Below are 23,545 nucleotides of genomic sequence, written 5' to 3'. Positions count from 1 at the left end.
GATTGCCACGTTGCTGCGCTCCTCGCAATGACACGGTCAGGCAAACCATAGCCCATGACAAGATCACCCAGCCGGGACGACCCGTCTGGACCAGACGTGCTTTCCGGGACGACCCGGTCGAGGAAAGACCATGTTCAACACCCTGCTGATTGCCAACCGTGGCGCCATTGCCTGCCGCATCCTGCGCACCTTGAAAATGCTGGAGGTGCAGGGTGTGGCCGTGTATGCCGAGGCCGATGCCGGCAGCCTGCATGTACAACAGGCCGATCAGGCTATTGCCCTGGGTGAGGGCGCGGCCAGTGCCACCTACCTGGATGTCGACAAGATCCTCGCCGCCGCCCGCGCCAGCGGTGCCCAGGCGATCCATCCGGGCTACGGCTTTTTGTCGGAAAACGCCGCCTTTGCCGAAGCCTGTGAAGCCGCCGGCATAGCCTTTGTCGGGCCAACGCCGGAACAACTGCGAGTGTTTGGCCTCAAGCACACCGCCCGCGCCCTGGCCAAGGCCCATGGCGTGCCCATGCTTGATGGCACCGAGCTGCTGGACAGCCTGGCCGATGCCTTGTGCGCGGCCGATCAGGTGGGTTACCCGGTGATGCTGAAAAGTACCGCCGGCGGTGGCGGCATCGGCATGCGCGTCTGTCACAATGCCGCCGAACTGGGCGACGCCTTCGATGCGGTGAAACGCCTCGGACAGAACAACTTCAGTGATGCCGGGGTGTTTATCGAGAAGTACATCCAGCGCGCACGACACCTGGAAGTCCAGGTGTTTGGCGATGGCCAGGGCGAGGTCCTGGCGCTGGGCGTGCGCGATTGCTCGGTGCAGCGGCGCAACCAGAAGGTACTCGAGGAAACCCCGGCACCCAACCTGCCCGCCGGCATGGCCGATGCACTCTGTCAGGCCGCGATCCAGCTGGCCAGTGCGATCAAATACCGCAGTGCCGGCACCGTCGAGTTTGTCTATGACAGCGCCGCCGAGCAGTTCTACTTCCTTGAAGTCAATACCCGCCTGCAGGTCGAGCACGGCGTCACCGAGCAGGTCTGGGGGGTCGATATCGTTGAATGGATGGTCCGCCTGGCAGCAGGCGATCTGCCGCCGCTGGCCGAGCTGGGCAAGACCCTGCAACCACGTGGCCATGCCATCCAGGCGCGGCTGTATGCTGAAGACCCGGGGCGCGACTTCCAACCCAGCCCGGGTCTGCTGACCCAGGTCGAGTTTCCGCCGGCTGACGGGCAAGCGGTGCGCATCGATACCTGGGTGGAAGCCGGCTGTGAAATTGCCCCCTACTTCGATCCGATGATCGCCAAACTGATCTGCTGGCAGCCCGACCGTGCAACGGCCAGTGCCGCTCTGGATCAACTGCTGGCCGAGACCCGGCTCTACGGGGTGGAAACCAACTTGGGCTATTTGCGCCAGATTCTCAATGACGCCCCCTTTGCCAGTGGAGAGCCCTGGACCCGCTGCCTGGAAAACCTGACCTATCAGGCCACAACCTGTGAAGTGCTGATTCCTGGCACCCAAACCACCGTACAGGACTTGCCCGGCCGACTCGGCTACTGGGCAGTCGGCGTACCGCCCTCCGGGCCCATGGACAGTCGGGCGCTGGCGCTGGCCAACCGCCTGTTGGGCAACGCCACCGACGCCGCCGGCCTGGAAATCACCATGAGCGGCCCGACCCTGAGCTTCAACAGCGCCACCCAGGTGGTCGTCAGTGGCGCCAGCCTGCCGGTGAAGCTGGACGGGGCGACCCAACCCATGAATCAGGTGCTCGATATACCCGCTGGCAGCACCCTCAGCCTGGGAACCATCGAAGGTGCCGGTGCGCGCAGCTATCTGGCGGTTCAGGGAGGGCTTCAGGTACCGGATTACCTCGGCAGCAAGAGCACCTTCACCCTCGGTCAGTTTGGTGGTCATGCCGGCCGGGCGCTGCGCGCAGGCGATGTGCTGCGGCTGCTGCCGCTGGCACCAGCCACACCAGCCAGCCTGCCAGCCGCCCTACACACGTCGCTGGCCGAGGTCCGCGAACTGCGAGTGATCTATGGTCCGCATGGCGCACCCGAGTATTTCACCGCCGATTACATCGAACGCTTCTTTACCACCGAGTGGGAGGTGCATTTCAACTCCAGCCGCACCGGGGTGCGCCTGATCGGGCCAAAACCGGAATGGGCGCGCGAGGATGGCGGCGAGGCGGGCCTGCATCCATCAAACATCCATGACAACCCCTACGCCGTCGGCGCCGTTGACTTTACCGGCGACATGCCGGTGATTCTTGGCCCGGACGGTCCCAGTCTGGGTGGCTTTGTGTGCCCGGTAACCATTATCGAGGCGGACCTGTGGCAACTCGGCCAGCTCAAGGCCGGCGACAAGATCCGCTTCACCCCGGTCAACCTCGCTACCGCACGGGAACTGGCCCGCTTACAGCAGGACGAAATCAACACCCTACAGCCCTGCTGCCCGAGCCAAAGCGAAGGCGTTGCGCTGGCATCACCGATCATACTGGACATGGGCAAAGCCGATACCCGGCTGGTCGCACGGCTGTCCGGCGATACCCATCTGTTGCTGGAGATCGGCCCGCCGGAACTGGATCTGGTACTGCGCTTCCGCGGCCATGCCTTGATGCAGGCGATGGAGGCCGAGCAACTGGCCGGTGTGATCGATCTGACCCCGGGTATCCGTTCTCTGCAAGTACACTACCAGCCGGAAACCCTCGCCCTTGATCACTTGCTCGCCACCGTCGAGCGTCTCTGGCAAGCCGTCTGCAGTGCCGAAGACCTGCGCGTTCCTTCACGGGTAGTGCACCTGCCCCTGTCCTGGGATGACCCGGCCTGCCAGTTGGCGATCGAAAAGTACATGACCACCGTGCGCAAGGATGCCCCCTGGTGCCCGAGCAACCTGGAGTTCATCCGCCGGATCAACGATCTGCCGGATCTGACGGCCGTTCAGCGCACCGTGTTTGACGCCAGCTACCTGGTCATGGGTCTGGGCGACGTTTATCTCGGCGCCCCGGTGGCCACCCCACTGGACCCCCGCCACCGCCTGGTGACCACCAAGTACAACCCGGCACGCACCTGGACGGCGGAAAACTCGGTGGGTATCGGTGGCGCCTACATGTGCATCTACGGCATGGAAGGCCCCGGTGGCTACCAGTTCGTCGGGCGTACCCTGCAGATGTGGAACCGCTACCGCGAGGTTGCCGCCTACGATGGCAAGCCCTGGCTGCTGCGGTTCTTTGATCAGATCCGCTTCTATCCGGTATCGGCTGACGAACTGCAACAGATTCGCCGCGACTTTCCACTCGGGCGCTATCCGCTGCATATCGAACACAGCGAGCTGGCACTGGCCGACTACCAGCAGTTTCTCGCGACCGAGGCCGACAGTATCGCTGCCGCCCGCAGTCGCCAGCAGGCCGCCTTCGATGCCGAGCGCCAGCGCTGGATCGCCAACGGCCAGGCCGACTATCAGAGCGAAGAACTCGCAGGTGAACCCACTGAGGAGCAGCCGCTCGAAGCCGGTCAGTACAGCATCGACAGTCACATCGCCGGCAATCTCTGGCAGGTTCAGGTCACCCCAGGTGCCCAAGTCCAGGCCGGCGACGTGCTGGTGGTACTCGAATCCATGAAAATGGAAATCCCCCTGACCGCCCCCTGTGCCGGGGTGGTCGCATCAGTCCATGTCCAACCAGGCTCTCCGGTACGTGCCGGACAGCGGGTGATCGTTCTGGAGGAACACGCCGCATGACACGCTTTGACCACGATCTGCGTCTCGACGCACTGCAGGCCGCCTACAAGGAAGGCGCATTCACCCCTCGCCAACTGCTTGTTGAACTGCGCCAACGCGCCGCCACGCTCAACAGCGATAATCCGCTGTTCATCCACCTGCTCAGCGAGACCGAACTGGAGCCCTATCTGGCTGCGCTGGATGGCAAGAGCCCGGAGCAATTGCCGCTGTTCGGCGTGCCGTTCGCCATAAAGGACAACATTGACCTGGCCGGCATTCCAACCACTGCTGCCTGTCCGGCTTTTTCCTATACTCCGAATTGCTCGGCAACCCTGGTACAGCAACTGATCGAGCTGGGTGCCGTGCCGTTGGGCAAGACCAATCTCGACCAGTTCGCTACCGGGTTGAACGGCACTCGCTCGCCCTACGGCGCCTGCCACAATGCCACCCATCCGCAATACCCATCGGGTGGTTCTAGTTCAGGTTCAGCCCTGAGCGTGGCCCTGGGTCTGTGCAGTTTTGCCCTGGGCACCGATACCGCCGGTTCCGGCCGGGTGCCGGCGGCGCTGAACAATCTGGTCGGACTCAAGCAAACCCGGGGCCTGTTGTCGGCCAGCGGTCTGGTACCGGCCTGTCGAACGCTGGACTGCATCACCTATTTCGCCGCCAGTGCAGCCGAGTGCTCGAAACTGCTGGCCCTGACCGCCAAGCGCGACCCCAGCGACGATTACAGCCGGGCCAACCCGCTGTGGAATGCCGCTGACGCCTTCGGCAGCCCACGCCCATTCCGCTTCGGGGTACCAAAAACACCTGAATTTCTTGGGTGCCCGGAAAGCCCCGGGTTATTCGCTGCCGCTATCGAGCAGCTCAAGGCCATCGGCGGTACGCCGGTGGAAATCGATCTTGATCCCTTTATGCAGGCCGCCAAACTACTTTACGAGGGGCCCTGGGTCGCCGAACGCTACAGCGTCGCCGGCGAGCTGATCGAGCGCGATCCCGAAGCGGTACTGCCAGTGATTCGTGCGGTGCTGGACAAGGCGCCACAGTTCAGCGCCCAGGATGCCTTCGAATACCAGTACCGGCTGCAGGGCTACAAGACCCTCTGCGATCAGTTGCTGGCTGATATGGATTGTGTCCTGACCCCGACCATCCCACGCCCGGTGACCCTGGCCGAACTGGAGGCCGAGCCGGTCGCGCGCAACAGCGACCTGGGCTATTACACCAACTTCATGAACCTGCTCGATTACGCTGCCGTTGCCGTGCCGAGCGGCTTCATGGCCAACGGCCTGCCGTGGGGCGTCACCCTGTTCGGTCGCGCCTTCACCGATCAGTACCTGCTCAGCCTGGGCGCCGCACTACAGCAATACAGCGGATTGCCGCTGGTCGGCGAGCAACCGCTGAGCAGCAGCCTGCCGGCCACACCAGCCCGCAACGACATGGCCCGGGTAGTAGTCTGCGGCGCGCACCTGGATGGCCTGCCGCTGAACTGGCAATTGCGTCAACGCGGCGGCCGGTTGCTGGAGGCTACTGCAAGCTCAGCCGATTACAAGCTCTATGCCCTGGCCGGCGGCCCACCGATGCGTCCGGGCATGCTGCGGGTGGCCGAAGGAGGTCAGGCGATTCAGGTCGAAGTCTGGGAATTGCCGAGCCGCGAACTGGGCTCTTTCCTTACCGGTATTCCGGCGCCGCTGGGGCTGGGCAAAGTGCAATTGGCTGATGGGCGCTGGGAAACCGGCTTTATCTGCGACCCCTACGGCCTAGAAGGCGCCACCGACATTACCGAGTTTGGTGGCTGGAAAGCCTGGCTGGCGAGCCGCTAAGCAGCCGGACCACCAGCAAGGACCTGAGAGCCTGCATGTTTAGTTCCCGCTCTTGCTCAGCGCCAGTTGATACAAACGGTTCTTCTTCACTCCAGTCAGCTTGGCCGCCAGGGCGGCGGCCTGTTTGACAGGCAATTCTTCCAGCAGAACCTCCAGAGTGCGCTCCACCGCCGGGTCGAGCGCTTCGGCATCATCACGCATCGGCGCACCCTCCACTACCAGCACGCACTCGCCACGCTGCTGATCGCTATCACCAGCCACCCAGTCGACCAGTTCAGCAAGAGGCGCCCCCTTGATGGTCTCGAAGGTTTTGGTCAACTCCCGGGCCAAAACCACCTGACGCTCGCCGCCCAGCACCTCAAGCATGTCCTGCAGACACTCAAGCAGGCGGTGCGGGGCCTCGTAGACCATCCAGGTCCGCGACTCACCGGCCAGCGCCTGCAAGCGCTGACGCCGGCCCTGGGTCTTGGCCGGCAAAAAGCCCTCGAAGGCAAAACGGTCGGATGGCAATCCTGCCGCACTCAGTGCCGCAATCAGCGCACAGGCGCCTGGCACTGGGCAGACCCGTACCCCGGCCTCGCGGGCCTGGCGCACCAGATGGAAACCCGGATCGGAAATCAGCGGAGTACCGGCATCGGAAATCAGGGCCAGGTCATCACCGGCCAGCAACCGCTCAACCAGCCGCACACTCTTGTCACGCTCGTTGTGATCGTGACAGGCAGTGGTCGGGGTGTTGATGCCAAAATGCTGCAATAGCCGGGCACTGTGACGGGTGTCTTCGGCGGCGATCAGACTGACCGAACGCAGGACATCAAGCGCCCGCGGCGTCAGATCCTGCAAATTGCCTATCGGCGTGGCAACGACATAAAGGGTACCGACCGGGCTGGACATGACAAATCCTGTTGCAAGCGTAGTTGCCCGATATTGTACAGGACGTGATCCTATTCCGCCGACGCTGTGGAGATTGCCTACCCCCTTGGTTACAATGCCGGATGAGTCCGCCCCAGGGTGCCACGTGGGCGCCCATCGCGTAAGGATACTGTCCGATGCCCCGCATGCTTCGCCTGCCGTTCGTTGCCTTGACCCTCGCTGCGCTGATCAGCGGCTGCTCGACAGCCCCGCGCGAGCTATCCGACCTGCCACGTACCCCGCAGGCCAGTGTCGACCAGATTCTGCAGGACGCCAACCGCCGTTCCGGCGCTGAAGCCAACCTGCTGCGCCTGCACGCGGCCCGGGCCGCCTGGATCGGCGGTCAGCCCGAGCGAGTCCAAAGCATTCTGCGCGACATTCCACAGAGCGACCTGCCAACCGACCAACAGATCGTCTTCAGTCAACTACAAGCCCAAAGCGCCCTGGCTCTGGATCAGGTGCCGCAGGCTCTGCGAGCAATACGCCACCCCTCGATCGGCCAACTCGACATCCTGCCGGTCGAAGATCAACTGGACATCCAGCAGTTGCGGGCCGATATCTTCGATGCCGCCGGCCAGCATCTGGACGCTGCCAAGGAGCGGATTTTCATCGACGGACTGCTGCCCAGTGAACGCCAGACCAGCAACCGATTGGCGATCTGGGACAGTCTTGGCCAGTTGTCCACACCACAACTCCAGCAGGCCCGTGATCAGAGCGCTGGCGGCCTGGAGGGCTGGCTAAGTCTGGCGCTGATCGAACGCCAGCACGGCAACCTCGATCTGCAGGTACGCGCCTTGCGCCAGTGGCAGGAAGCCAATGCCGATCACCCGGCAGCCAATCCGCTGCCCGACTCGCTGATGCAGCTATTCCAGCTGCACGCCAGCCGCCCGCAGCACATTGCTCTGCTGCTGCCATTCCAGGGACCACTGGCCAGCGCCGCACAGGCCCTGCGTGATGGCTTTCTAGCAGCCCAGTATCAGGCTCACAGCCAGGGACTTGAGCAGCCTCAGGTCAGCCTGTATGACAGTACTGCCTACAGCAACCTCCAGCAGTTCTATGCTCAGGCCCAACAGGATGGTGTGCAGTGGGTCATCGGCCCACTAGAGCGCGATCAGGTCGGCCGTCTGGCCAACCTCGGCGAACTGCCCCTGCCGACCCTGGCCTTGAACTACAGCGAGCAGCGGCGAGTCTCGGAACAGCCGCTGTACCAGTTCGGCCTGGCCCCCGAGGATGAAGCCCGCTCCGCTGCTCACCGGGCCTGGGCCGACGGCCATCGCAGCATGGCTGCCCTGACCGCCCAGACCGACTGGGGACAGCGCGCCTTTCAGGCCTTCCGCGAAACCTGGGAAAGCCTCGGTGGGGTCCTGGTTGGCAGGGAAGTGATTGACCAACCCGCCAGCATGGCTCAGCAGATTGGCGACTTGTTGCAGATTCGCCAGAGCGAGCAACGCGGCAACCGCATTCAGCAGTTGCTTGGCCAAGGCATTGTGGTTCAGCCGACCCCACGCCAGGATATCGATGCGCTGTTCCTGGCGGCTAACCCATTACAGGCCCGACAAATCAAGCCGACTCTGGCCTTCCAGTACGCCGGCGATTTGCCGGTATACGCCACTTCTCATGCCTATCAGGTTGGCGACAACCTGCAAAATGCCGACCTGGACGGCCTGTACATAGCCGAAATCCCCTGGCTGCTGGAGCGCTCGGACAGCTTGTACCAGGCCGTCAGTCAAAGCTGGCCGCAAGCCGGCGGTGCCATGGGTCGGCTGTACGCCATGGGGATCGACGCCCAGCGCATTTTCAGCCGGCTGCGGCAACTGCAGCAGTTCCCGGGCACCCGTATCGAGGGCGCAACCGGTACCCTGAGCCTGGGGGACAACGGCCGGATTCAACGTGAGCTGCACTGGGGCCTGATCAGCAATGGCCAACTGCAACCGGCTCCCGAACTTATTCCCGCCCCATGAGTCAATTGACCAGCAAGCAGTTGCTCGGCAATCTGGCTGAACGCCAGGCCGAACGCCTGCTGCTCAAGGCCGGATTGCGCCTGCTGGCACGCAATTACCGCTGCAAGCAAGGCGAACTCGATCTGGTCATGCGTGACAGGGATACAGTAGTATTTGTCGAAGTGCGTTACCGGCGAAAGAGCCAGTGGGGAAGCGCAGCGGAAACGGTGGACTGGCGCAAACAGAAACGTGTCCAGATAGCCGCCCAGCACTACCTCCTGACCCACCCGCACCTGGCAAACCATCCCTGTCGCTTCGATGTCGTTGCCGCTGATGGCAACCCTGAGGACCCAGACGCTTATCGCTGGATCCGAGAAGCATTCACTTGCTAGCGAGTCCTATCCATGGATATGCAACACCGTATCAGGCAGCTTTTTACCGACAGCATTGAAACCAAGACCCGCGCCATGGAAGTGCTCGGGCCCAGTATCGAACAGGCCAGCCAGGTGATGGTCAACAGCCTGCTCAGCGAAGGCAAGATACTGACCTGCGGCAACGGCGGCTCAGCCGGTGACGCTCAGCACTTCTCGTCCGAGCTGCTCAATCGCTTCGAGCGCGAACGCCCCAGCCTGCCGGCTATCGCCCTGACTACCGACAGCTCGACCATCACTTCTATCGCCAACGACTACAGCTACGACGAGATCTTTTCCAAGCAGATCCGCGCACTCGGTCAACCGGGCGATGTACTGCTGGCGATCTCCACCAGCGGCAACTCCGGCAACGTGATTCAGGCTATTCAGGCAGCCCACGACCGCGACATGCTGGTGGTCGCCCTGACCGGCCGAGACGGCGGCGCCATGGCTCCCCTGCTGCTCCCCGAGGATGTCGAAATCCGGGTACCGGCTCGCTCTACCGCACGTATCCAGGAAGTTCATCTGCTGGCCATCCACTGCCTGTGCGACCTGATTGATCGGCAATTGTTCGGGAGTGAGGAATGATCAGACTTACCAGTCTCGTATTGGCGGCGCTGCTCAGCGCCGGCTGCAGTTCGGTACTGACCGCAACCCGCGATGCCCCGATCGAAGACAACTACGGTACACGCACCTTCGGTAGCCGGATCGATGACCAACTGATCGAAACCAAGGCCAGAGTCAATGTCGCCAAAGCGCACATCGATATCGAGCGTGAAGCCCGCATCATCGTCTCCAGTTACAACGGCGTAGTCCTGCTGGCCGGCCAGGTACCGCGCGCCGAGCTAAAGACGCTGGCAGAAAACGCCGCGCGTGAAGTTCAACGCGTCAAGGTGGTGCATAACGAGCTGACCGTGGGTGAGAACCTGCCGCTGCTGGCGCGCAATCACGACACCGTGATCACCACCAATGCCAAAACCCGACTGCTGGCCGACAGCAGCATCCCCGGACGCCGAATCAAGGTTACGACGGAAGCTGGCGTGGTTTATCTGCAGGGATTGCTGCGTCGCAGCGAAGCCGATCTGGCCGTGCAGACTGTACAGCAGGTGGGCGGCGTGCAGAGGATTGTTAAGTTGTTCGAATATATCGACTGAATGGCCTGAAACTGGTGGCTGGATGATCAGGTCCAGCCACCACACTTCCCTTAGTTTTACTTGACCACCTTCAACGATGGCCGACCACTCGGCTTGTTGTCGCCGTCCGGGGCCGGGTCATCGGCTGGCGGCGGGCTGACCGGATCGATCTCGAACACCATCCCCTGACCATTCTCCCGAGCATAGATAGCCATCACCGCCAGGGCAGGAATCCAGACCTGCTGCGCCACGCCACCAAAACGCCCATCAAAGCTGATCGCGTCATTATCCATTTCGAGCTGACGGATAGCACTGGGGGACAGATTCAGGACGATCTGGTCATCCTCGACAAAGCCCTCCGGCACCCGGGTCCCGGGAAATCCGGCATTGACCAGCAGGTACGGCGTGCAGTTGTTATCCAAAATCCACTCGTACAACGCACGGATCAGATAAGGGCGGCTTGGACTCATTACGGCCATGCGGTACTCCGAACGGTTAAAGCGTTTACTGCATATCCTTTTCCGCCGCTGACAGGCTGGCGATAAAGCCTTCACGGGCAAAGATACGATCCATATAGTCGAGCAGCGGCTTGGCCTGCTTGGGCAGCTCAATCCCGAATAGCGGCAAGCGCCAGAGGATGGGAGCAATACAGCAGTCGACCAGACTGAACTCATCACTCATGAAGAACGGCATCTCAGCGAATACCGGCGCCACACCGATCAGACTCTCACGCAGCTCCTTGCGCGCCTTGGTAACGGCGGCCTCGGAACTTTTCGGGTTGCCGATCACATCAACCAGCGAGCACCAGTCGCGCTGCACCCGGTACATCAGCAAACGGCTATTGGCCCGGGCCACCGGATAGACCGGCAGCAGCGGCGGATGCGGGAAGCGCTCATCCAGGTACTCCATCATGATATTCGGCTCATAGAGCACCAGATCACGATCAAGCAGGGTCGGCACGCTGCTGTAGGGGTTGGTTTCCACCAGTTCCTGCGGCGGATTGCCTGGCTCGACATTGACCACATCGACTGTCACGCCCTTTTCAGCCAGGACGATGCGCACACGATGACAGTAATGGTCACGGGGGTCAGAAAAGAAAGCCATGGAGGAACGCTTGCTGGCGGTGGTAACGCCCATAAATCAACCCTCATCCTCTCGCGGATTGCGGTAACACAGGTTGCACGGTCGAATGACTGGCATCAGCCACAACCGACAACTGCCTGAGAACAAAGTGCGTAGTATACCCCAGAAACAACAACGCGCCCCAAAGGGCGCGCTGTTTTGATCCGCAGAACTAGGATCAGTGAACGTCTTTCCAGTACTCGCGCTTGAGCAGGAAGGCAAAGACGAACAGGAAGGCCAGATACAGCAGCACGTACACACCGATGCGGTGACGCTCCAGCTTGATCGGGTCAGCCGAATAAGCCAGGAACGCAACCAGGTTACGCACAGTGGTATCGAACTCGGCCTCGGTCTGGGTGCCAGTGTCCGGCAGCACAGTCAGCACATCACACTGCTCGTCCTTGATGGTTTCACCGGTCAGCGGATCACGCTTGGGGGTATTGCCATCCATCACCGGCATGGCCTTGCAGCCAATCACCTGACGACCTTGCAGCTCCATCAGCACATTGGGCATACCCACGTTCGGGAACAGCATGTTGTTGGCACCGAACGGACGCGAAGGATCCTCGTAGAAGGTCTTCAGGTAGGTATACAGCCAGTCGTTGCCACGCACCCGGGCAACCATGGTCAGATCCGGCGGCGCACCACCAAACCAAACCTTGGAGTCCTGAGGACGCATGCCGATCTTCATGTGGTCACCGATAAGCGTGCCCTCGGTGAACACCAGGTTCTCCAGCATCAGCTCATCCGGAATCCCCAGATCGTTGGCTACGCGCTCATAACGCTGGAACTGAGCGGAGTGGCAGCCCATGCAGTAGTTGACGAAAGTGCGCGCACCATCCTGCAGAGCAGCCTTGTCACGCAGATCGATATTAGCCTTTTCCAGCGGGTAGTTGCTGGGCGCCGCCAGAGCCACGCAGGGCAACAGCGCAAAACACAGAGCAATCAGTTGCTTTTTCATTAGCCAGTAACCCTCTCCGGAACCGGTTTGGTCTTCTCCATCCGGGTGTAGAACGGCATCAGGATGAAGAAGGCGAAATACAGAACGGTGCAGACCTGCGACAGCAGCGTACGACCTGGAGTCGCCGGGATGGCACCCAGCACGCCAAGGATCACGAAGCAGACGCAGAAGATCACCAGCCACAGCTTGCTCATCCAGCCTTTGTAGCGGATCGAGCGCACCGGACTACGGTCCAGCCAGGGCAATACGAACAGCACGGCAATCGCAGCACCCATCGCCAGCACACCCGGGAAGGCCGAGCCAGCGATGGCCGGAACCGCACGCAGAATCGCGTAGAACGGTGTGAAGTACCAGACCGGGGCGATATGGTCAGGCGTCTTCAGCGGGTTGGCCACTTCAAAGTTCGGATGCTCGAGGAAGAAACCACCCATTTCCGGGAAGAAGAACACGATGGTGCAGAACACGAACAGGAACACCACCACGCCGACAATATCCTTGACGGTGTAGTAAGGGTGGAAGGCGATGCCGTCCAGCGGCTTGCCGTTCTCGTCCTTCAGCTTCTTGATGTCGATACCATCCGGGTTGTTGGAACCCACTTCGTGCAGCGCGATGATATGCAGCACCACCAGACCCAGCAGCACGATCGGCAGCGCGATCACATGCAGGGCAAAGAAGCGGTTCAGGGTAATCCCGGAGATCAGGTAGTCACCACGTACCCACTGGGCCAGATCCGGACCAATGAACGGAATGGCACCGAACAGCGAGATAATTACCTGAGCACCCCAGTAGGACATCTGACCCCAGGGCAGCAGGTAGCCCATGAAAGCCTCGGCCATCAGGATCAGATAGATCAGCATACCGAACAGCCAGACCAGCTCGCGCGGCTTCTGGTAGGAGCCGTACATCAGGCCACGCAGCATGTGCAGGTAAACCACGACAAAGAACATCGAGGCGCCGGTGGAGTGCAGATAGCGCAGCAGCCAGCCGTACTCGACATCACGCATGATGTATTCGATCGAAGCGAAAGCGCCTTCAGCAGAAGGCTCGTAGCTCATGGTCAGCCAGATACCGGTAACGATCTGATTGACCAGCACCAGCATGGCCAGAGAGCCGAAAAAGTAGAAGAAGTTGAAGTTCTTGGGCGCATAGTATTTGGTCAGATGGTCTTCCATCACCTTGGTGACGGCCATGCGCTCATTGACCCAGTTCATCAGTTTGCTCATCAGGCAGTCTCCGGATCCAGACCAATGACGATGACATCATCAGTTTCGTAGTGATGCGGGGGCACCGGCAGGTTCAGCGGCGCCGGCTGGGCACGCCAGACTCGACCCGACATATCGTAGTGGGAACCGTGACACGGGCAGAAGTAACCACCCTTCCAGTCTGCGCCCATATCGGCAGAAGCTACTTCCGGACGGAACAGCGGCGAGCAACCCAAGTGAGTACAGATACCGATCACCACCAGAACTTCCGGCTTGATCGCCCGAGTACGTGGATCCACGTAATCCGGCTGATCAGATGACTTGGAATCCGGGTCGGCGACCACGCTATCCATCTCCTCAAGCAGACGCAGGGCCTCTTCGGTACGGCGGGATACGAATACCGGCTGACCGCGCCACTCGGCAACAAGTTGCTGCCCGGCCTCCAGCTTGCTGATATTCACCCGTACCGGCGCCCCTGCTGCCTTGGCTCTGGCGCTTGGGAACCAAGATCCCACGAAGGGCACTGCAGCCCCTACGGCTCCGGCAGCACCCACGACACTCGTGGCTGCTACCAGGAAGCGACGCCGGCCATTATTCACGCCGTCATTACTCATCCAGTCGTCTCCCATCAGCTAAACAGGCCTTTTCCAAGGCCTTTTCAAGTATTAAACAGCTTGCACAAAATGAATCAGATGGTAATGAAAAACCCCTTTTTTGACAAGGCGATAGTCATCCCGCGAGAGGTTTCAAGGAAAGGCGCAAGCCACGCCCGACGCGACTTTCAGCCCAAAGGAAGGAGCGCGACAGGTTGTCGCAGATACAAAAACGCCCGGAGTCCATACGGAAACCGGGCGCTGAGCGATTCGCCTTTCGACTTAACGCTTAGAGTACTGCGGACGCTTACGCGCCTTGCGCAGACCGACTTTCTTACGCTCAACTTCACGAGCATCGCGAGTTACGTAACCAGCCTTGCGCAGTTCGCCACGCAGAGTCTCGTCGTATTCCATCAGGGCACGAGTGATGCCGTGACGGATGGCACCGGCCTGACCGGAGATACCACCGCCCTTGACGGTAACGTAGACATCGAACTTCTCGGTGCTCTGGGTCAGCTCAAGCGGCTGACGAACCACCATGCGGGCGGTTTCGCGACCGAAGAAATTCTCCAGCGAACGATTGTTGATAGAGATGTTGCCAGTACCCGGACGCAGGAACACGCGAGCGGTGGCGGTTTTACGACGGCCAGTACCGTAGTTTTGAGTCGCCGACATAGTGAGCTCCTGTTAGATCTTCAGTTCTTGGGGTTGCTGGGCAGCATGCGGGTGAGCAGCACCGGCATACACTTTCAGCTTGCGGTACATGGCACGACCCAGAGGGTTCTTCGGCAGCATGCCCTTGACGGCGGTCTCGATCACGCGCTCAGGAGCGCGCTGGATCAGCTTTTCGAAGTTGATCGACTTAATGCCGCCCGGGAAACCGGAGTGGCTGTAGTAGATCTTGTCTTGTGCCTTGGCACCGGTTACCTGAATTTTCTCGGCATTGACGATGACGATGTAATCACCGGTATCGACATGCGGGGTGTATTCGGGCTTGTGCTTGCCACGCAGACGGGAAGCAACTTCGGTAGCCAGACGACCCAGGGTCAGACCCGCGGCATCTACGACATACCAATCGCGTTTTACGGTTTCCGGTTTGGCGCTGAAGGTTTTCATTAATCCTAGCCTCAGAGGCCCACTAAATAAGAGGGCGAATCTTACAGAATGAAATGTGTTTTTACAAGCCAACAAAGCCTAGACAGACACTCAGGTGGGGGCTCTGTGGGTCTGGGTGGCATCTGTGCTGTAACAACAACGACAGGCTAGGCATCCTGTCGAAAGTGGACCGGCATTATGCCAATGGCGAAAAAAATTACAACCTTTATTTAAGCAGCCATTGAACATTGGCCCCGCGCGTGGTCAATAATGAGGTGCCGCATCACAACCCAAGGAGATCACCATGCAATACCGCCCGCTGGGCCGTAGCCCGCTCAAGGTCAGCGCCCTCTGCCTGGGCACCATGACCTGGGGCGAACAGAATACTGAGAAGGAGGCCTTTGCCCAGATCGACCGGGCCCGCGATGCCGGGGTCAACTTCATCGATACCGCCGAGATGTACCCAGTCCCGCCGCGCGGCGAAACCTATGGCGCCACCGAAACCATCATCGGCAACTACTTCAAGCAGCACGGTCAACGTGACAAATGGGTAATTGCCAGCAAGGTGGCAGGTCCTGGCGACTGGCTCCCCCACATCCGCGACGGCCTCACCCGCTTTACCCGCGAACACATCACCAACGCTCTGGACGCCAGCCTGCGCCGCCTGCAAACCGACTATATCGATCTGTATCAACTGCACTGGCCGGACCGCAACACCAACTTTTTCGGCAAGCTCGGCTACGAACACAGCGCGGACGAGCAGTTCACTCCGATCGAAGACACCCTGGAAGTGCTCGACGAACAGATCAAGGCAGGCAAAATTCGCCACATCGGCCTGTCCAACGAAACACCCTGGGGCGTCAGTCGCTTCCTGCAACTGGCCGAAAGTCGTGGCTGGCCGCGCATCGTGTCGGTGCAGAACCCCTACAACCTGCTCAACCGCAGCTATGAAGTCGGTCTGGCAGAAATCTCGATCCGCGAGAAAGTCGGCCTGCTAGCCTACTCGCCGCTGGCGTTCGGCACCCTGACCGGCAAGTACCTCAACGGCCTGCGCCCGGAAAAAGCCCGCCTGACGTTGTTTGAGCGCTTCGCCCGCTATACCAACCCCGAAGCCCAGAAAGCCTGTGCCCGCTACGTACAACTGGCCCGCGAACATGGCATGGACCCGGCCCAGATGGCTTTGGCCTTCGTCACTCGCCAGCCGTTCGTGACCAGCAACATCATCGGCGCCACCAACATGGACCAACTCAACCGCAACCTGACCAGCATCAACATGGGGCTGACCGACAAGGTGCTGGAAAGCATCGCCGCGATCCACCGCAACCAGCCCAACCCCGCACCCTGACTATCTACCCGGCCGGCCCTGCCGGCCGGGTAGCGACATTCGCATGACTTATCCGCCAAACAGGACACTTGCGCCACCGAACAAGATGCTTTAGTCATAACATGGCCGAACAGACCGACAATAACAGGCTCCGCCATGCTCACAACCTCACCCACATCCCTTCGCCAGGTTGCCATTCTCGCCACCGATGGGGTTATTGCCTCAACCCTGATGCAGGCCAAAGATTTCTTTCACATGGCCAGCCTGCGTGACGGTCGTCAACGTGGCCTCGGACTAACCCCCGGATTTCGCACCTCAATCGTCGCCGCTGACGACCAGCCTGTCACCAGCTTCAGCCAGGACCGACTCGCGATCGAAGCAACCATCGATGCCCTGCATCCACAATTGATCGTGCTACCGGCCTTCTGGGGCGACTTCGATCAGTTGCTTGAACGCTATCCCGGGGTACCGGCCTGGCTGCGGCGTGAACACGCCCGTGGCGCCCTGATCAGCGCCGAGGCCAGTGGAGTGTTCTGGATTGCCGCCGCCGGCTTGCTGGATGATCGCGAAGCCACCACCTACTGGCGCTTGTTTGACGAGTTCAGCCGACGCTTCCCTCAGGTGCTGCTCAACCGCGACAAGCACATCACCGACGCCGACCGGATTTTCTGCGCCGCTGGCGTGACTTCGGCCTGCGACCTGCATATCCACCTGATTGAGCACTTCTGCGGCAGCCAGGTCGCCCAGGCGGTAGCCCGCGACACCCTGTACGAGGTCCAGCGCAGCTACACTCCGGGGATGATCGGTTTTGGCGGCCAGAAGCTGCACCAGGACGTCGCCATCCTGCAGATCCAGCATTGGCTGGAAGAACATTTTTCGGAGAAGTTTCGCTTTGAAGATGTGGCCAGCCAGCACGGCATGAGCATTCGCAACTTCATGCGCCGCTTCCAGAGTGCCACCGGCGATAAACCGCTGCACTACCTGCAGCGGCTACGCATAGAAACCGCGAAGAACCTGCTCAGTACTACCCGGCGCAGCATAAAGACCATCAGTTATGACATCGGCTACGATGACGCCAGCTTCTTTGCCCGACTGTTCCGTCAACACACCGGCCTGTCACCCAACCAGTTCCGCCGCCAGTTCCAGCAGAACACTGGCTGAATTTGGCAGATCGGACATCTATGGGCGGTGCGGTCGCGCCAGGAACTCGTGCGACTGCATTTCCAGCAACCGACTCAGAGTGCGCTGAAATTCAAACTCGAGCCGGCCACCGCTGTAGAGATCCTTGAGATCAACCTCAGCTGAAATGATCAGCTTGACGCTGCGATCGTAGAACTCATCGACCAGATTGATGAAGCGCCGGGCCATATCATCCTTGCTGACGCCCATCTGCTCTACATTGGCCAGCAGCACGGCGTGAAACTCCTTGGCCAGCTCGATGTAGTCGTTCTGGCTGCGCGGCCCGTCGCACAGCTCGCGAAACTCGAACCAGGCCACGTCTTCACAGACCCGAACCGAGCGAATTGGCCGATTCTCGATAGTCAGCACCTCGGCCTCGACCACCTCAACGATATCCGGCACCAGGCTTTCGAAGCTGCGACGCAGGCTCACCTCGGCCTCGGCGTCCAGCGGCCAGTGGTACAACTCAGCCTGCTCCAGGGCGCGCAGGCGATAGTCGACCCCGTTATCGACATTCACAACGTCGGTGTGCTGATTGAGCAGCGCAATCGCCGGCAAAAAGCGGGCACGCTGCAAACCATCCTTGTACAGACCATCCGGGACGATATTCGAGGTCGCCACCAGGCTCACGCCGTTCTTGAACAACTCCTCGAGCAAGGTGGCGAGAATCATGGCGTCAGTGATATCCGAAACGAAGAACTCGTCGAAACAGATAACCCGGGCCTCGTTGGCGAAACGCTTGGCAATGACCGTCAGCGGGTTCTTCTCGCCCTTGAGCGTCTTCAATTCCTGATGCACACGCTGCATGAAGCGGTGGAAGTGAGTACGCATCTTGCGCTCGAACGGCAGCGCATCGAAGAAGGTATCAACCAGATAGGTCTTGCCCCGACCCACTCCACCCCAGAAATACAGGCCCTTGATCAACTCGGGACGACGCTTGCGCAGCTTGCCGAACAGCCCACTACCGGTTCGCTGGTTCAGCTCGCTGGCAACCAGATCATCATACAGGCGCTGCAAATGCCGGACCGCCTGCTCCTGAGCCGGGTCATGGAAAAAGTCCGGACGCTTGAGGTCCGCCTGATAGCGTTCAAGGGGCGTCATGCTGGTGTACCAAGGGATATCGACGGGGGCGATACTGTACCCGCCGGCAGTAGCCCTTGGCAATCAGAAGGGAACCTCTGAAAAACGTAGGCGAGGCCGGCAAGACAAGGCAAAAACAGCCGACAAAGCGCAGTTTACGCGGTGTAAATGAGCATTTGGAGGCTGTTTTTAACGCAGTATTGCCAACGCAGGTAGTTTTTCAGAAGTTCCCTAGGCCAGCGAACGCTCGGCCGCTGCCTTGAGCTCCACCAGCTTGCCGTGAAAGAAGTGCCCGGTAGCCGCAAAGCGCTGCATATCGACTCCTGGCTGCCCTTCCAACATGTCGAACACCGCCTCGGAAGCGACAACCTCATCGGCCTCGCCCATCAGCACCGTTGCCGGGCCAGCCAGCGGCATCAGATCGGCGAAGGGCATACGCTCAACCGAGGGAGCCACCAACACCAGGCGCTGCGGCCACTGCTGCAACTGGCTGGCCGCTGCGGCCGCAACATAACCGCCGAACGAAAAGCCCATCACCCACAGCGGCAAATCACCCAACTCGCGCCGCGCCCAATCGATCACGGCCAGACAGTCAGCGGTTTCGCCACGCCCATCGTCATGTTCGCCAATACTTTTGCCAACTCCGCGAAAATTGAACCGTACGGTGCTGGCACCCTGATCGCGCGCGGCCCGCATCAGGGTATGCACTACCTTGTTGTGCAGGGTGCCGCCATGCAGCGGATGCGGATGGCAGATCACCGCCAGCGCAGTAGGCTGCTCGGCCCGGGTCAACACTACCTCCAGCGGACCCGCCGGCCCCTCGATCAACGACTGCTCCTCGGGACGGCTTTGACTCATTTGCATTTTCTCCGTGACTGTAACTTTCGGACTGACGTCGCATGGCTGTATTAGCGATAAGGCTAAGGGTACTAGCCTTGTACATGAAATGTCGCTACCGTTAAGACATAGCTGTCAGGGGCGTGCTGTTGCACTGTCCTACAATCGAATCAAGAAGGGAGCCGAAGGTGGAATCAAGCGAAAATCTGTGGATTGCGGTCATCATCGCACTGGCCATCGGCATTGTCCTGGGTATTGTTCTGACCCAGGTAGCGCGGCGTGTGAGCGGCGGCCAGTCGACCAACACCCAGGCTCAACTGGAAAGCCTGCAACTGCGTTTCGAAGAATATCAACAAGAAGTTTCCAGCCATTTCAAGACCACCGCAACTCTGGTCGCCCGGCTCAACCGCAACTATCAGGAGATTCAGGAACATCTGACCCACGGCGCCATGGAACTGGCCCCTGACGACATGACTCGTCAACGCCTGCTGGCTGCCCTTGAACAGGAAGCCGCACCGGTTGAAAGCGAGCGTGCCAACGCGGTCTTCGATACCCTTGAGCCTCCGCGCGACTATGCGCCCAAGACCGAAGACAGCCCGGGCACCCTGTCCGAAGAGTTCGGTCTCAAGCGCAAGTCCTGAGCCCTGGCTGCCGGCTACCGGCAGCCCCACCCGGAACCGACCAGCATGCCGGCCTTACCTGCTAACGACTTCGTCCGAGACGCACCAGGCAATCCCGAGCAACTGATTATCCAGGGTGACTGGACTCTTCCCCATTACGCCGAACTGCGACGCCTGATACTCAAGGCCCGCAGCGGCAAATCGGCCTGGAGCGACGCTGATCTCAGCCAACTCGGCAAGCTCGACACCGCTGGCGGACAATTGCTGGCCGAACTGCTCGGCCATGACCTTCTTCTGCGCCTGAGTGACTCCAGCGAATTGCCCCGGGAACGCCGCGCCCTGCTCAAGCGGATTGTCGACAGCCAGCAGGAAACTGCCCCAGAACATCTGCCTCCACGCGCCACGCTACTTGAGCTGCTGGAGCGGGTCGGCAAAGCCATGGCCGTATTTTGGCAACACACCACCGACTTGCTCGGCTTCATCGGCCTGACCTTGGCCGGGTTTGCCCGCAACCTGCTGCGCCCAGGCAACTGGCGGGTAACCGCCGTAGTCGCCCAGATCGAACAAACCGCCTTGAATGCGGTACCGATCGTGGCCTTGCTGACCTTCATGGTCGGTGCTGTAATCGCCTTTCTCGGCGCCACCGTGCTGTCAGAGTTTGGCGCCAGCATCTATACCGTCGACTTGATCGCTTTTTCGTTCCTGCGCGAATTCGCTGTGCTGCTGACTGCCATCCTGATGGCCGGCCGCACCGCCAGCGCCTTTACCGCCCAGATCGGCTCAATGAAAGCCAACGAGGAAATCGACGCGATCCGGGCTCTGGGTCTCAACCCGCTGGACATTTTGGTGCTACCCCGGGTGCTGGCCATGCTGGTCGCCCTGCCGCTGCTGACCTTCGTGGCCATGATCTCCGGTCTGTTTGGCGGAGCCATGGTTTGCGCGCTGTCCCTGGACATTTCACCGACCATGTTTCTCAGCATCCTGCAGAACAATGTCGAGGTCCGCCACTTCCTGCTGGGTATGGCCAAGGCGCCGCTGTTTGCTTTCCTGATTGCCATCATCGGCTGTCTGGAAGGCTTCAAGGTTAGTGGCAGTGCGGAATCGGTCGGTGAGCACACCACCTCCAGCGTGGTACAGTCGATCTTCGTCGTGATCCTGATCGACGCCCTGGCAGCACTGTTCTACATGGAGATGGGGTGGTGAGCATGGATACCACCAAGGCGACTCCTCTGGTCGAAGTCCGCGGCCTGGTCAACCGTTTCGGCACCCAAACCATTCACGAGAACCTCGACCTGGATATCAAGGAGGGGGAAATTCTCGGCGTGGTCGGCGGCTCAGGCACCGGCAAGTCGGTACTGCTGCGCTCCATCGTCGGCCTGCGCCGGCCCAACGCCGGCAGCGTCAAAGTATTCGGTCAGGACCTGCAAACGCTGCCCGAAACCCAGCGCTCGCAATATGAACGACGCTTTGGCGTGCTGTTTCAGCAAGGCGCACTGTTTTCTTCGCTGACCGTAACCGAAAATGTCGCCCTGCCACTGATCGAACATGCCGGCCTCAGCCGCGATGATGCCGAGCACCTGGCCTCGATCAAACTGGCACTGGCCGGACTCCCGCCCGGTGCCGGTGACAAGTATCCGTCCGAGCTGTCCGGCGGCATGGTCAAACGCGCCGCCCTGGCGCGAGCCCTGGCGCTGGACCCGGACATCCTGTTTCTGGACGAGCCGACCGCCGGACTCGACCCGATCGGCGCCGCCGCCTTCGACCAGTTGATCAAGACGCTGCGCGATGCCTTGGGGTTGAGCGTGTTTCTGGTCACCCATGACCTCGACACCCTGTACGCCATTTGCGACCGAATTGCCGTCCTGTCCAACCGCAAGGTGCTGGTCGCCGACACTCTGGAGCGAGTCGCCGCCACCGACAACGCCTGGATTCAGGATTACTTTCATGGCCCGCGCGGTCGAGCTGCCGCATTCAGTGCCCATTCCAGCGCCCCTGGGGAGTTGCAAAGCTAATGGAAACCCGTGCCCATCACGTTCTGATCGGTTTGTTCACTCTGCTGGCCGGCGCGGCCGGGATCTTCTTCGCCATCTGGCTTAGCCACTCCAGCACCAGCCGGGAGTACAACTACTATCTGGTCGTCTTCAACGAAGCGGTGACCGGCCTGTCGCGTGGCAGCTCGGTGCAATACAGTGGCATCCGAATCGGCGACATCAGTGAATTGAGCCTCGACCCCAACGACCCCCGCAGGGTTCTGGCACGGATTAGAGTTGGTAGCGAAGTCCCTATCAAGGAAGACACTCGCGCCCGGCTATCATTTACTGGCATCACCGGCACCTCGGTCATAGAGCTCAGCCACGGTAATCCCGAAAGCCCACTGCTGCGCGGCAAGAACGGTCAGGACCCGGTGATCATCGCCACCCCCTCGCCGATTTCCACGCTGTTGGCCAACGGCGAAGATCTGGTGACCAACATCAACCAGTTGGTCGCCAACGCCCGTACCATTCTGTCCGAAGAAAACGCTGCCAGCATCAGCCGCACCCTGTCTTCAATCGATCAGGCCACCCAGGCCATTGCCGGTCAGGGCGACAACCTGCAGATACTGGTCAGCGAACTGACCAAGATCAGCCGCCAGGCCAGCGAAACTCTGAACTACACCAGCAACCTGATGCGTGACGCCGATACCCTGCTCAACGAGCAGGGCACCCGCACACTCGACAACGCCGAACAGGCACTGGCCTCAATCGCCCGCACCAGTGGCCTGCTGGAAGAGCTACTGAGCAACAACAGCGAGGCCTTCGCCTCCGGCATGCAAGGACTTGGGCAGCTGGAGCCGGCCGTGAATGAACTGCGCAGCAGCCTGAATTCACTACGCAACATCAGCCGCCGTCTGGAAGACAACCCAACCCGCTTCCTGCTGGGCCGCGACACCATGGAGGAGTTTGAACCGTGATCCGTGCAACCACTCTGCGTCCTCTACTGGCAGCCAGCGGCCTGCTCTGGCTCAGCGCCTGCACCCTGATTCCGGAAAGCGAGCCAGTACGGGTCTATCAGTTGCCCGCTTCGACATTGGGCAGCAATCCCCAGGTTCAGCCACTGAGCCTGTCGTTGCGGATCAACACTCCACAGGCCGGCTTTGCACAAAGCGGCCCAAGGATGCTGGTCAACCCCCAGGGCGACCAACTCAGCACCTACAAGGGAGCACGCTGGAGCGACCCGGCGCCAGCACTGGTGCGCGAACACCTGGTCCGCAGCTTCAGCCTGCGCAGCGGCCTGGAAAGCGTCACCAGTGACGAGCACGGCCTGCACGCCGACCTTCACCTGGGCAGTGATCTGCAGCGCTTCCAGGTGATTTACAGCGAGCAAGGCCCACAAGCCACGGTCGAACTGGTAGCCCGCCTGATCGAACCCGGCAACCGCCACGTCATCGCCAGCCGCACCTTCCTGGTCGAACAGCCCCTTGATGACCACCAACCAGCCGGCGCGGTCAAGGCCTATGGCCTGGCCCTGGACCAGCTCTCCAGCCAACTGCTCGACTGGGCTCTACCGCAACTGCAGGACTACCAACAGCACCGGCCCTGAACCGCCAAACGACAAGGCCCGCCAAT

Annotated in this window: 23 protein-coding genes; 13 read left to right on the top strand and 10 right to left on the bottom strand. The window is 60.7% G+C overall.

Going from position 1 to position 23,545, the window contains the following annotated elements:
- Positions 1 to 130: 130 nt before the first annotated feature.
- Positions 131 to 3,736, top strand: coding sequence for an urea carboxylase (uca, locus tag C2846_RS00345; RefSeq protein ID WP_119700417.1), 3,606 nt, complete (start codon positions 131 to 133; stop codon positions 3,734 to 3,736).
- Positions 3,733 to 5,535, top strand: coding sequence for an allophanate hydrolase (gene atzF, locus C2846_RS00340; RefSeq protein WP_119700416.1), 1,803 nt, complete (start codon positions 3,733 to 3,735; stop codon positions 5,533 to 5,535). Before uca ends, atzF begins: the two co-directional genes overlap by 4 nt.
- 39 nt (positions 5,536 to 5,574) lie before the next feature.
- On the opposite strand, the gene rsmI is transcribed toward atzF, so the two are convergent.
- Positions 5,575 to 6,426, bottom strand: coding sequence for a 16S rRNA (cytidine(1402)-2'-O)-methyltransferase (gene rsmI, locus C2846_RS00335; RefSeq protein ID WP_119700415.1), 852 nt, complete (start codon positions 6,424 to 6,426; stop codon positions 5,575 to 5,577).
- A gap of 155 nt (positions 6,427 to 6,581) precedes the next feature.
- Between rsmI and C2846_RS00330 the strand changes: the two genes are divergently transcribed.
- The 4 genes from C2846_RS00330 to C2846_RS00315 are packed head-to-tail and all read left to right on the top strand — an operon-like array spanning position 6,582 to position 9,948.
- Positions 6,582 to 8,405 carry a penicillin-binding protein activator gene (locus C2846_RS00330; RefSeq protein WP_231705582.1) on the top strand — a complete coding sequence of 608 codons (1,824 nt, stop codon included), beginning with the start codon at positions 6,582 to 6,584 and terminating at the stop codon, positions 8,403 to 8,405.
- The gene (locus C2846_RS00325) at positions 8,402 to 8,776 is read left to right on the top strand and encodes a YraN family protein (protein ID WP_080049588.1); all 375 of its coding nucleotides are present in this window, start codon (positions 8,402 to 8,404) and stop codon (positions 8,774 to 8,776) included. Before C2846_RS00330 ends, C2846_RS00325 begins: the two co-directional genes overlap by 4 nt.
- 12 nt (positions 8,777 to 8,788) lie before the next feature.
- Positions 8,789 to 9,382 carry a phosphoheptose isomerase gene (locus C2846_RS00320; RefSeq protein ID WP_080049587.1) on the top strand — a complete coding sequence of 198 codons (594 nt, stop codon included), beginning with the start codon at positions 8,789 to 8,791 and terminating at the stop codon, positions 9,380 to 9,382.
- Complete coding sequence (locus tag C2846_RS00315) at positions 9,379 to 9,948, top strand: BON domain-containing protein (protein ID WP_080049586.1); 570 nt, start codon at positions 9,379 to 9,381, stop codon at positions 9,946 to 9,948. Before C2846_RS00320 ends, C2846_RS00315 begins: the two co-directional genes overlap by 4 nt.
- A gap of 56 nt (positions 9,949 to 10,004) precedes the next feature.
- Here C2846_RS00315 and C2846_RS00310 read toward each other — a convergent pair whose 3' ends face one another.
- From C2846_RS00310 to rplM, 7 genes are all read right to left on the bottom strand, one after another.
- Positions 10,005 to 10,397, bottom strand: a complete 393-nt coding sequence (locus C2846_RS00310) for a ClpXP protease specificity-enhancing factor (protein ID WP_080051668.1) — start codon at positions 10,395 to 10,397, stop codon at positions 10,005 to 10,007.
- A 34-nt stretch (positions 10,398 to 10,431) separates the two neighbouring features.
- Positions 10,432 to 11,064: a glutathione S-transferase N-terminal domain-containing protein gene (locus C2846_RS00305; RefSeq protein WP_080049585.1), complete on the bottom strand. Its 633-nt coding sequence runs from the start codon at positions 11,062 to 11,064 to the stop codon at positions 10,432 to 10,434.
- A gap of 163 nt (positions 11,065 to 11,227) precedes the next feature.
- Positions 11,228 to 12,010, bottom strand: coding sequence for a cytochrome c1 (locus C2846_RS00300; RefSeq protein ID WP_119700414.1), 783 nt, complete (start codon positions 12,008 to 12,010; stop codon positions 11,228 to 11,230).
- Complete coding sequence (locus C2846_RS00295; RefSeq protein WP_080049583.1) at positions 12,010 to 13,233, bottom strand: cytochrome b; 1,224 nt, start codon at positions 13,231 to 13,233, stop codon at positions 12,010 to 12,012. The genes C2846_RS00300 and C2846_RS00295 overlap by 1 nt, the downstream gene beginning before the upstream one ends.
- Positions 13,233 to 13,826: a ubiquinol-cytochrome c reductase iron-sulfur subunit gene (petA, locus tag C2846_RS00290; RefSeq protein ID WP_080049582.1), complete on the bottom strand. Its 594-nt coding sequence runs from the start codon at positions 13,824 to 13,826 to the stop codon at positions 13,233 to 13,235. Before petA ends, C2846_RS00295 begins: the two co-directional genes overlap by 1 nt.
- A gap of 261 nt (positions 13,827 to 14,087) precedes the next feature.
- Positions 14,088 to 14,480, bottom strand: coding sequence for a 30S ribosomal protein S9 (gene rpsI, locus C2846_RS00285; RefSeq protein WP_080049581.1), 393 nt, complete (start codon positions 14,478 to 14,480; stop codon positions 14,088 to 14,090).
- A 12-nt stretch (positions 14,481 to 14,492) separates the two neighbouring features.
- A complete protein-coding gene (gene rplM / locus C2846_RS00280; RefSeq protein WP_080049580.1) occupies positions 14,493 to 14,921 on the bottom strand; it encodes a 50S ribosomal protein L13 in 429 nt (142 codons plus the stop codon).
- A 283-nt stretch (positions 14,922 to 15,204) separates the two neighbouring features.
- Between rplM and C2846_RS00275 the strand changes: the two genes are divergently transcribed.
- Together C2846_RS00275 and C2846_RS00270 are read left to right on the top strand one after the other, a co-directional pair.
- Positions 15,205 to 16,245, top strand: coding sequence for an NADP(H)-dependent aldo-keto reductase (locus C2846_RS00275; protein WP_119700413.1), 1,041 nt, complete (start codon positions 15,205 to 15,207; stop codon positions 16,243 to 16,245).
- Between the two features lie 135 nt (positions 16,246 to 16,380).
- The gene (locus tag C2846_RS00270) at positions 16,381 to 17,385 is read left to right on the top strand and encodes a GlxA family transcriptional regulator (RefSeq protein ID WP_119700412.1); all 1,005 of its coding nucleotides are present in this window, start codon (positions 16,381 to 16,383) and stop codon (positions 17,383 to 17,385) included.
- Positions 17,386 to 17,403: 18 nt separating this feature from the next.
- Here C2846_RS00270 and zapE read toward each other — a convergent pair whose 3' ends face one another.
- Entirely contained in the window at positions 17,404 to 18,504 is a 1,101-nt protein-coding gene (gene zapE, locus C2846_RS00265) for a cell division protein ZapE (protein ID WP_095624973.1), read from the bottom strand.
- 210 nt (positions 18,505 to 18,714) lie between these two features.
- Positions 18,715 to 19,341 carry an alpha/beta hydrolase gene (locus C2846_RS00255; protein WP_119700411.1) on the bottom strand — a complete coding sequence of 209 codons (627 nt, stop codon included), beginning with the start codon at positions 19,339 to 19,341 and terminating at the stop codon, positions 18,715 to 18,717.
- 167 nt (positions 19,342 to 19,508) lie between these two features.
- Here C2846_RS00255 and C2846_RS00250 point away from each other — a divergent pair, with 167 nt between their 5' ends.
- From C2846_RS00250 to C2846_RS00230, 5 genes are read left to right on the top strand one after another with little or no spacing between them, the layout of a single operon-like run.
- A complete protein-coding gene (locus C2846_RS00250) occupies positions 19,509 to 19,961 on the top strand; it encodes a Z-ring associated ZapG family protein (protein WP_080049574.1) in 453 nt (150 codons plus the stop codon).
- Between the two features lie 45 nt (positions 19,962 to 20,006).
- Positions 20,007 to 21,143 (top strand): MlaE family ABC transporter permease, encoded by a 1,137-nt coding sequence (locus C2846_RS00245; protein ID WP_080049573.1) that lies wholly within the window; start codon positions 20,007 to 20,009, stop codon positions 21,141 to 21,143.
- A gap of 2 nt (positions 21,144 to 21,145) precedes the next feature.
- Complete coding sequence (locus C2846_RS00240; protein ID WP_119700410.1) at positions 21,146 to 21,952, top strand: ABC transporter ATP-binding protein; 807 nt, start codon at positions 21,146 to 21,148, stop codon at positions 21,950 to 21,952.
- Entirely contained in the window at positions 21,952 to 22,890 is a 939-nt protein-coding gene (locus C2846_RS00235; RefSeq protein ID WP_080049571.1) for an MlaD family protein, read from the top strand. The genes C2846_RS00240 and C2846_RS00235 overlap by 1 nt, the downstream gene beginning before the upstream one ends.
- The gene (locus C2846_RS00230) at positions 22,887 to 23,519 is read left to right on the top strand and encodes an ABC-type transport auxiliary lipoprotein family protein (protein ID WP_119700409.1); all 633 of its coding nucleotides are present in this window, start codon (positions 22,887 to 22,889) and stop codon (positions 23,517 to 23,519) included. The genes C2846_RS00235 and C2846_RS00230 overlap by 4 nt, the downstream gene beginning before the upstream one ends.
- Positions 23,520 to 23,545: the final 26 nt, after the last annotated feature.

Origin of the sequence: Pseudomonas jilinensis (genome assembly GCF_003586265.1) — a bacterium.
Lineage (GTDB): Bacteria > Pseudomonadota > Gammaproteobacteria > Pseudomonadales > Pseudomonadaceae > Halopseudomonas > Halopseudomonas phragmitis.
The sequence above is the reverse complement of the archived record's forward strand: the minus strand, read 5'-3'. Positions and strand labels throughout refer to the sequence as shown.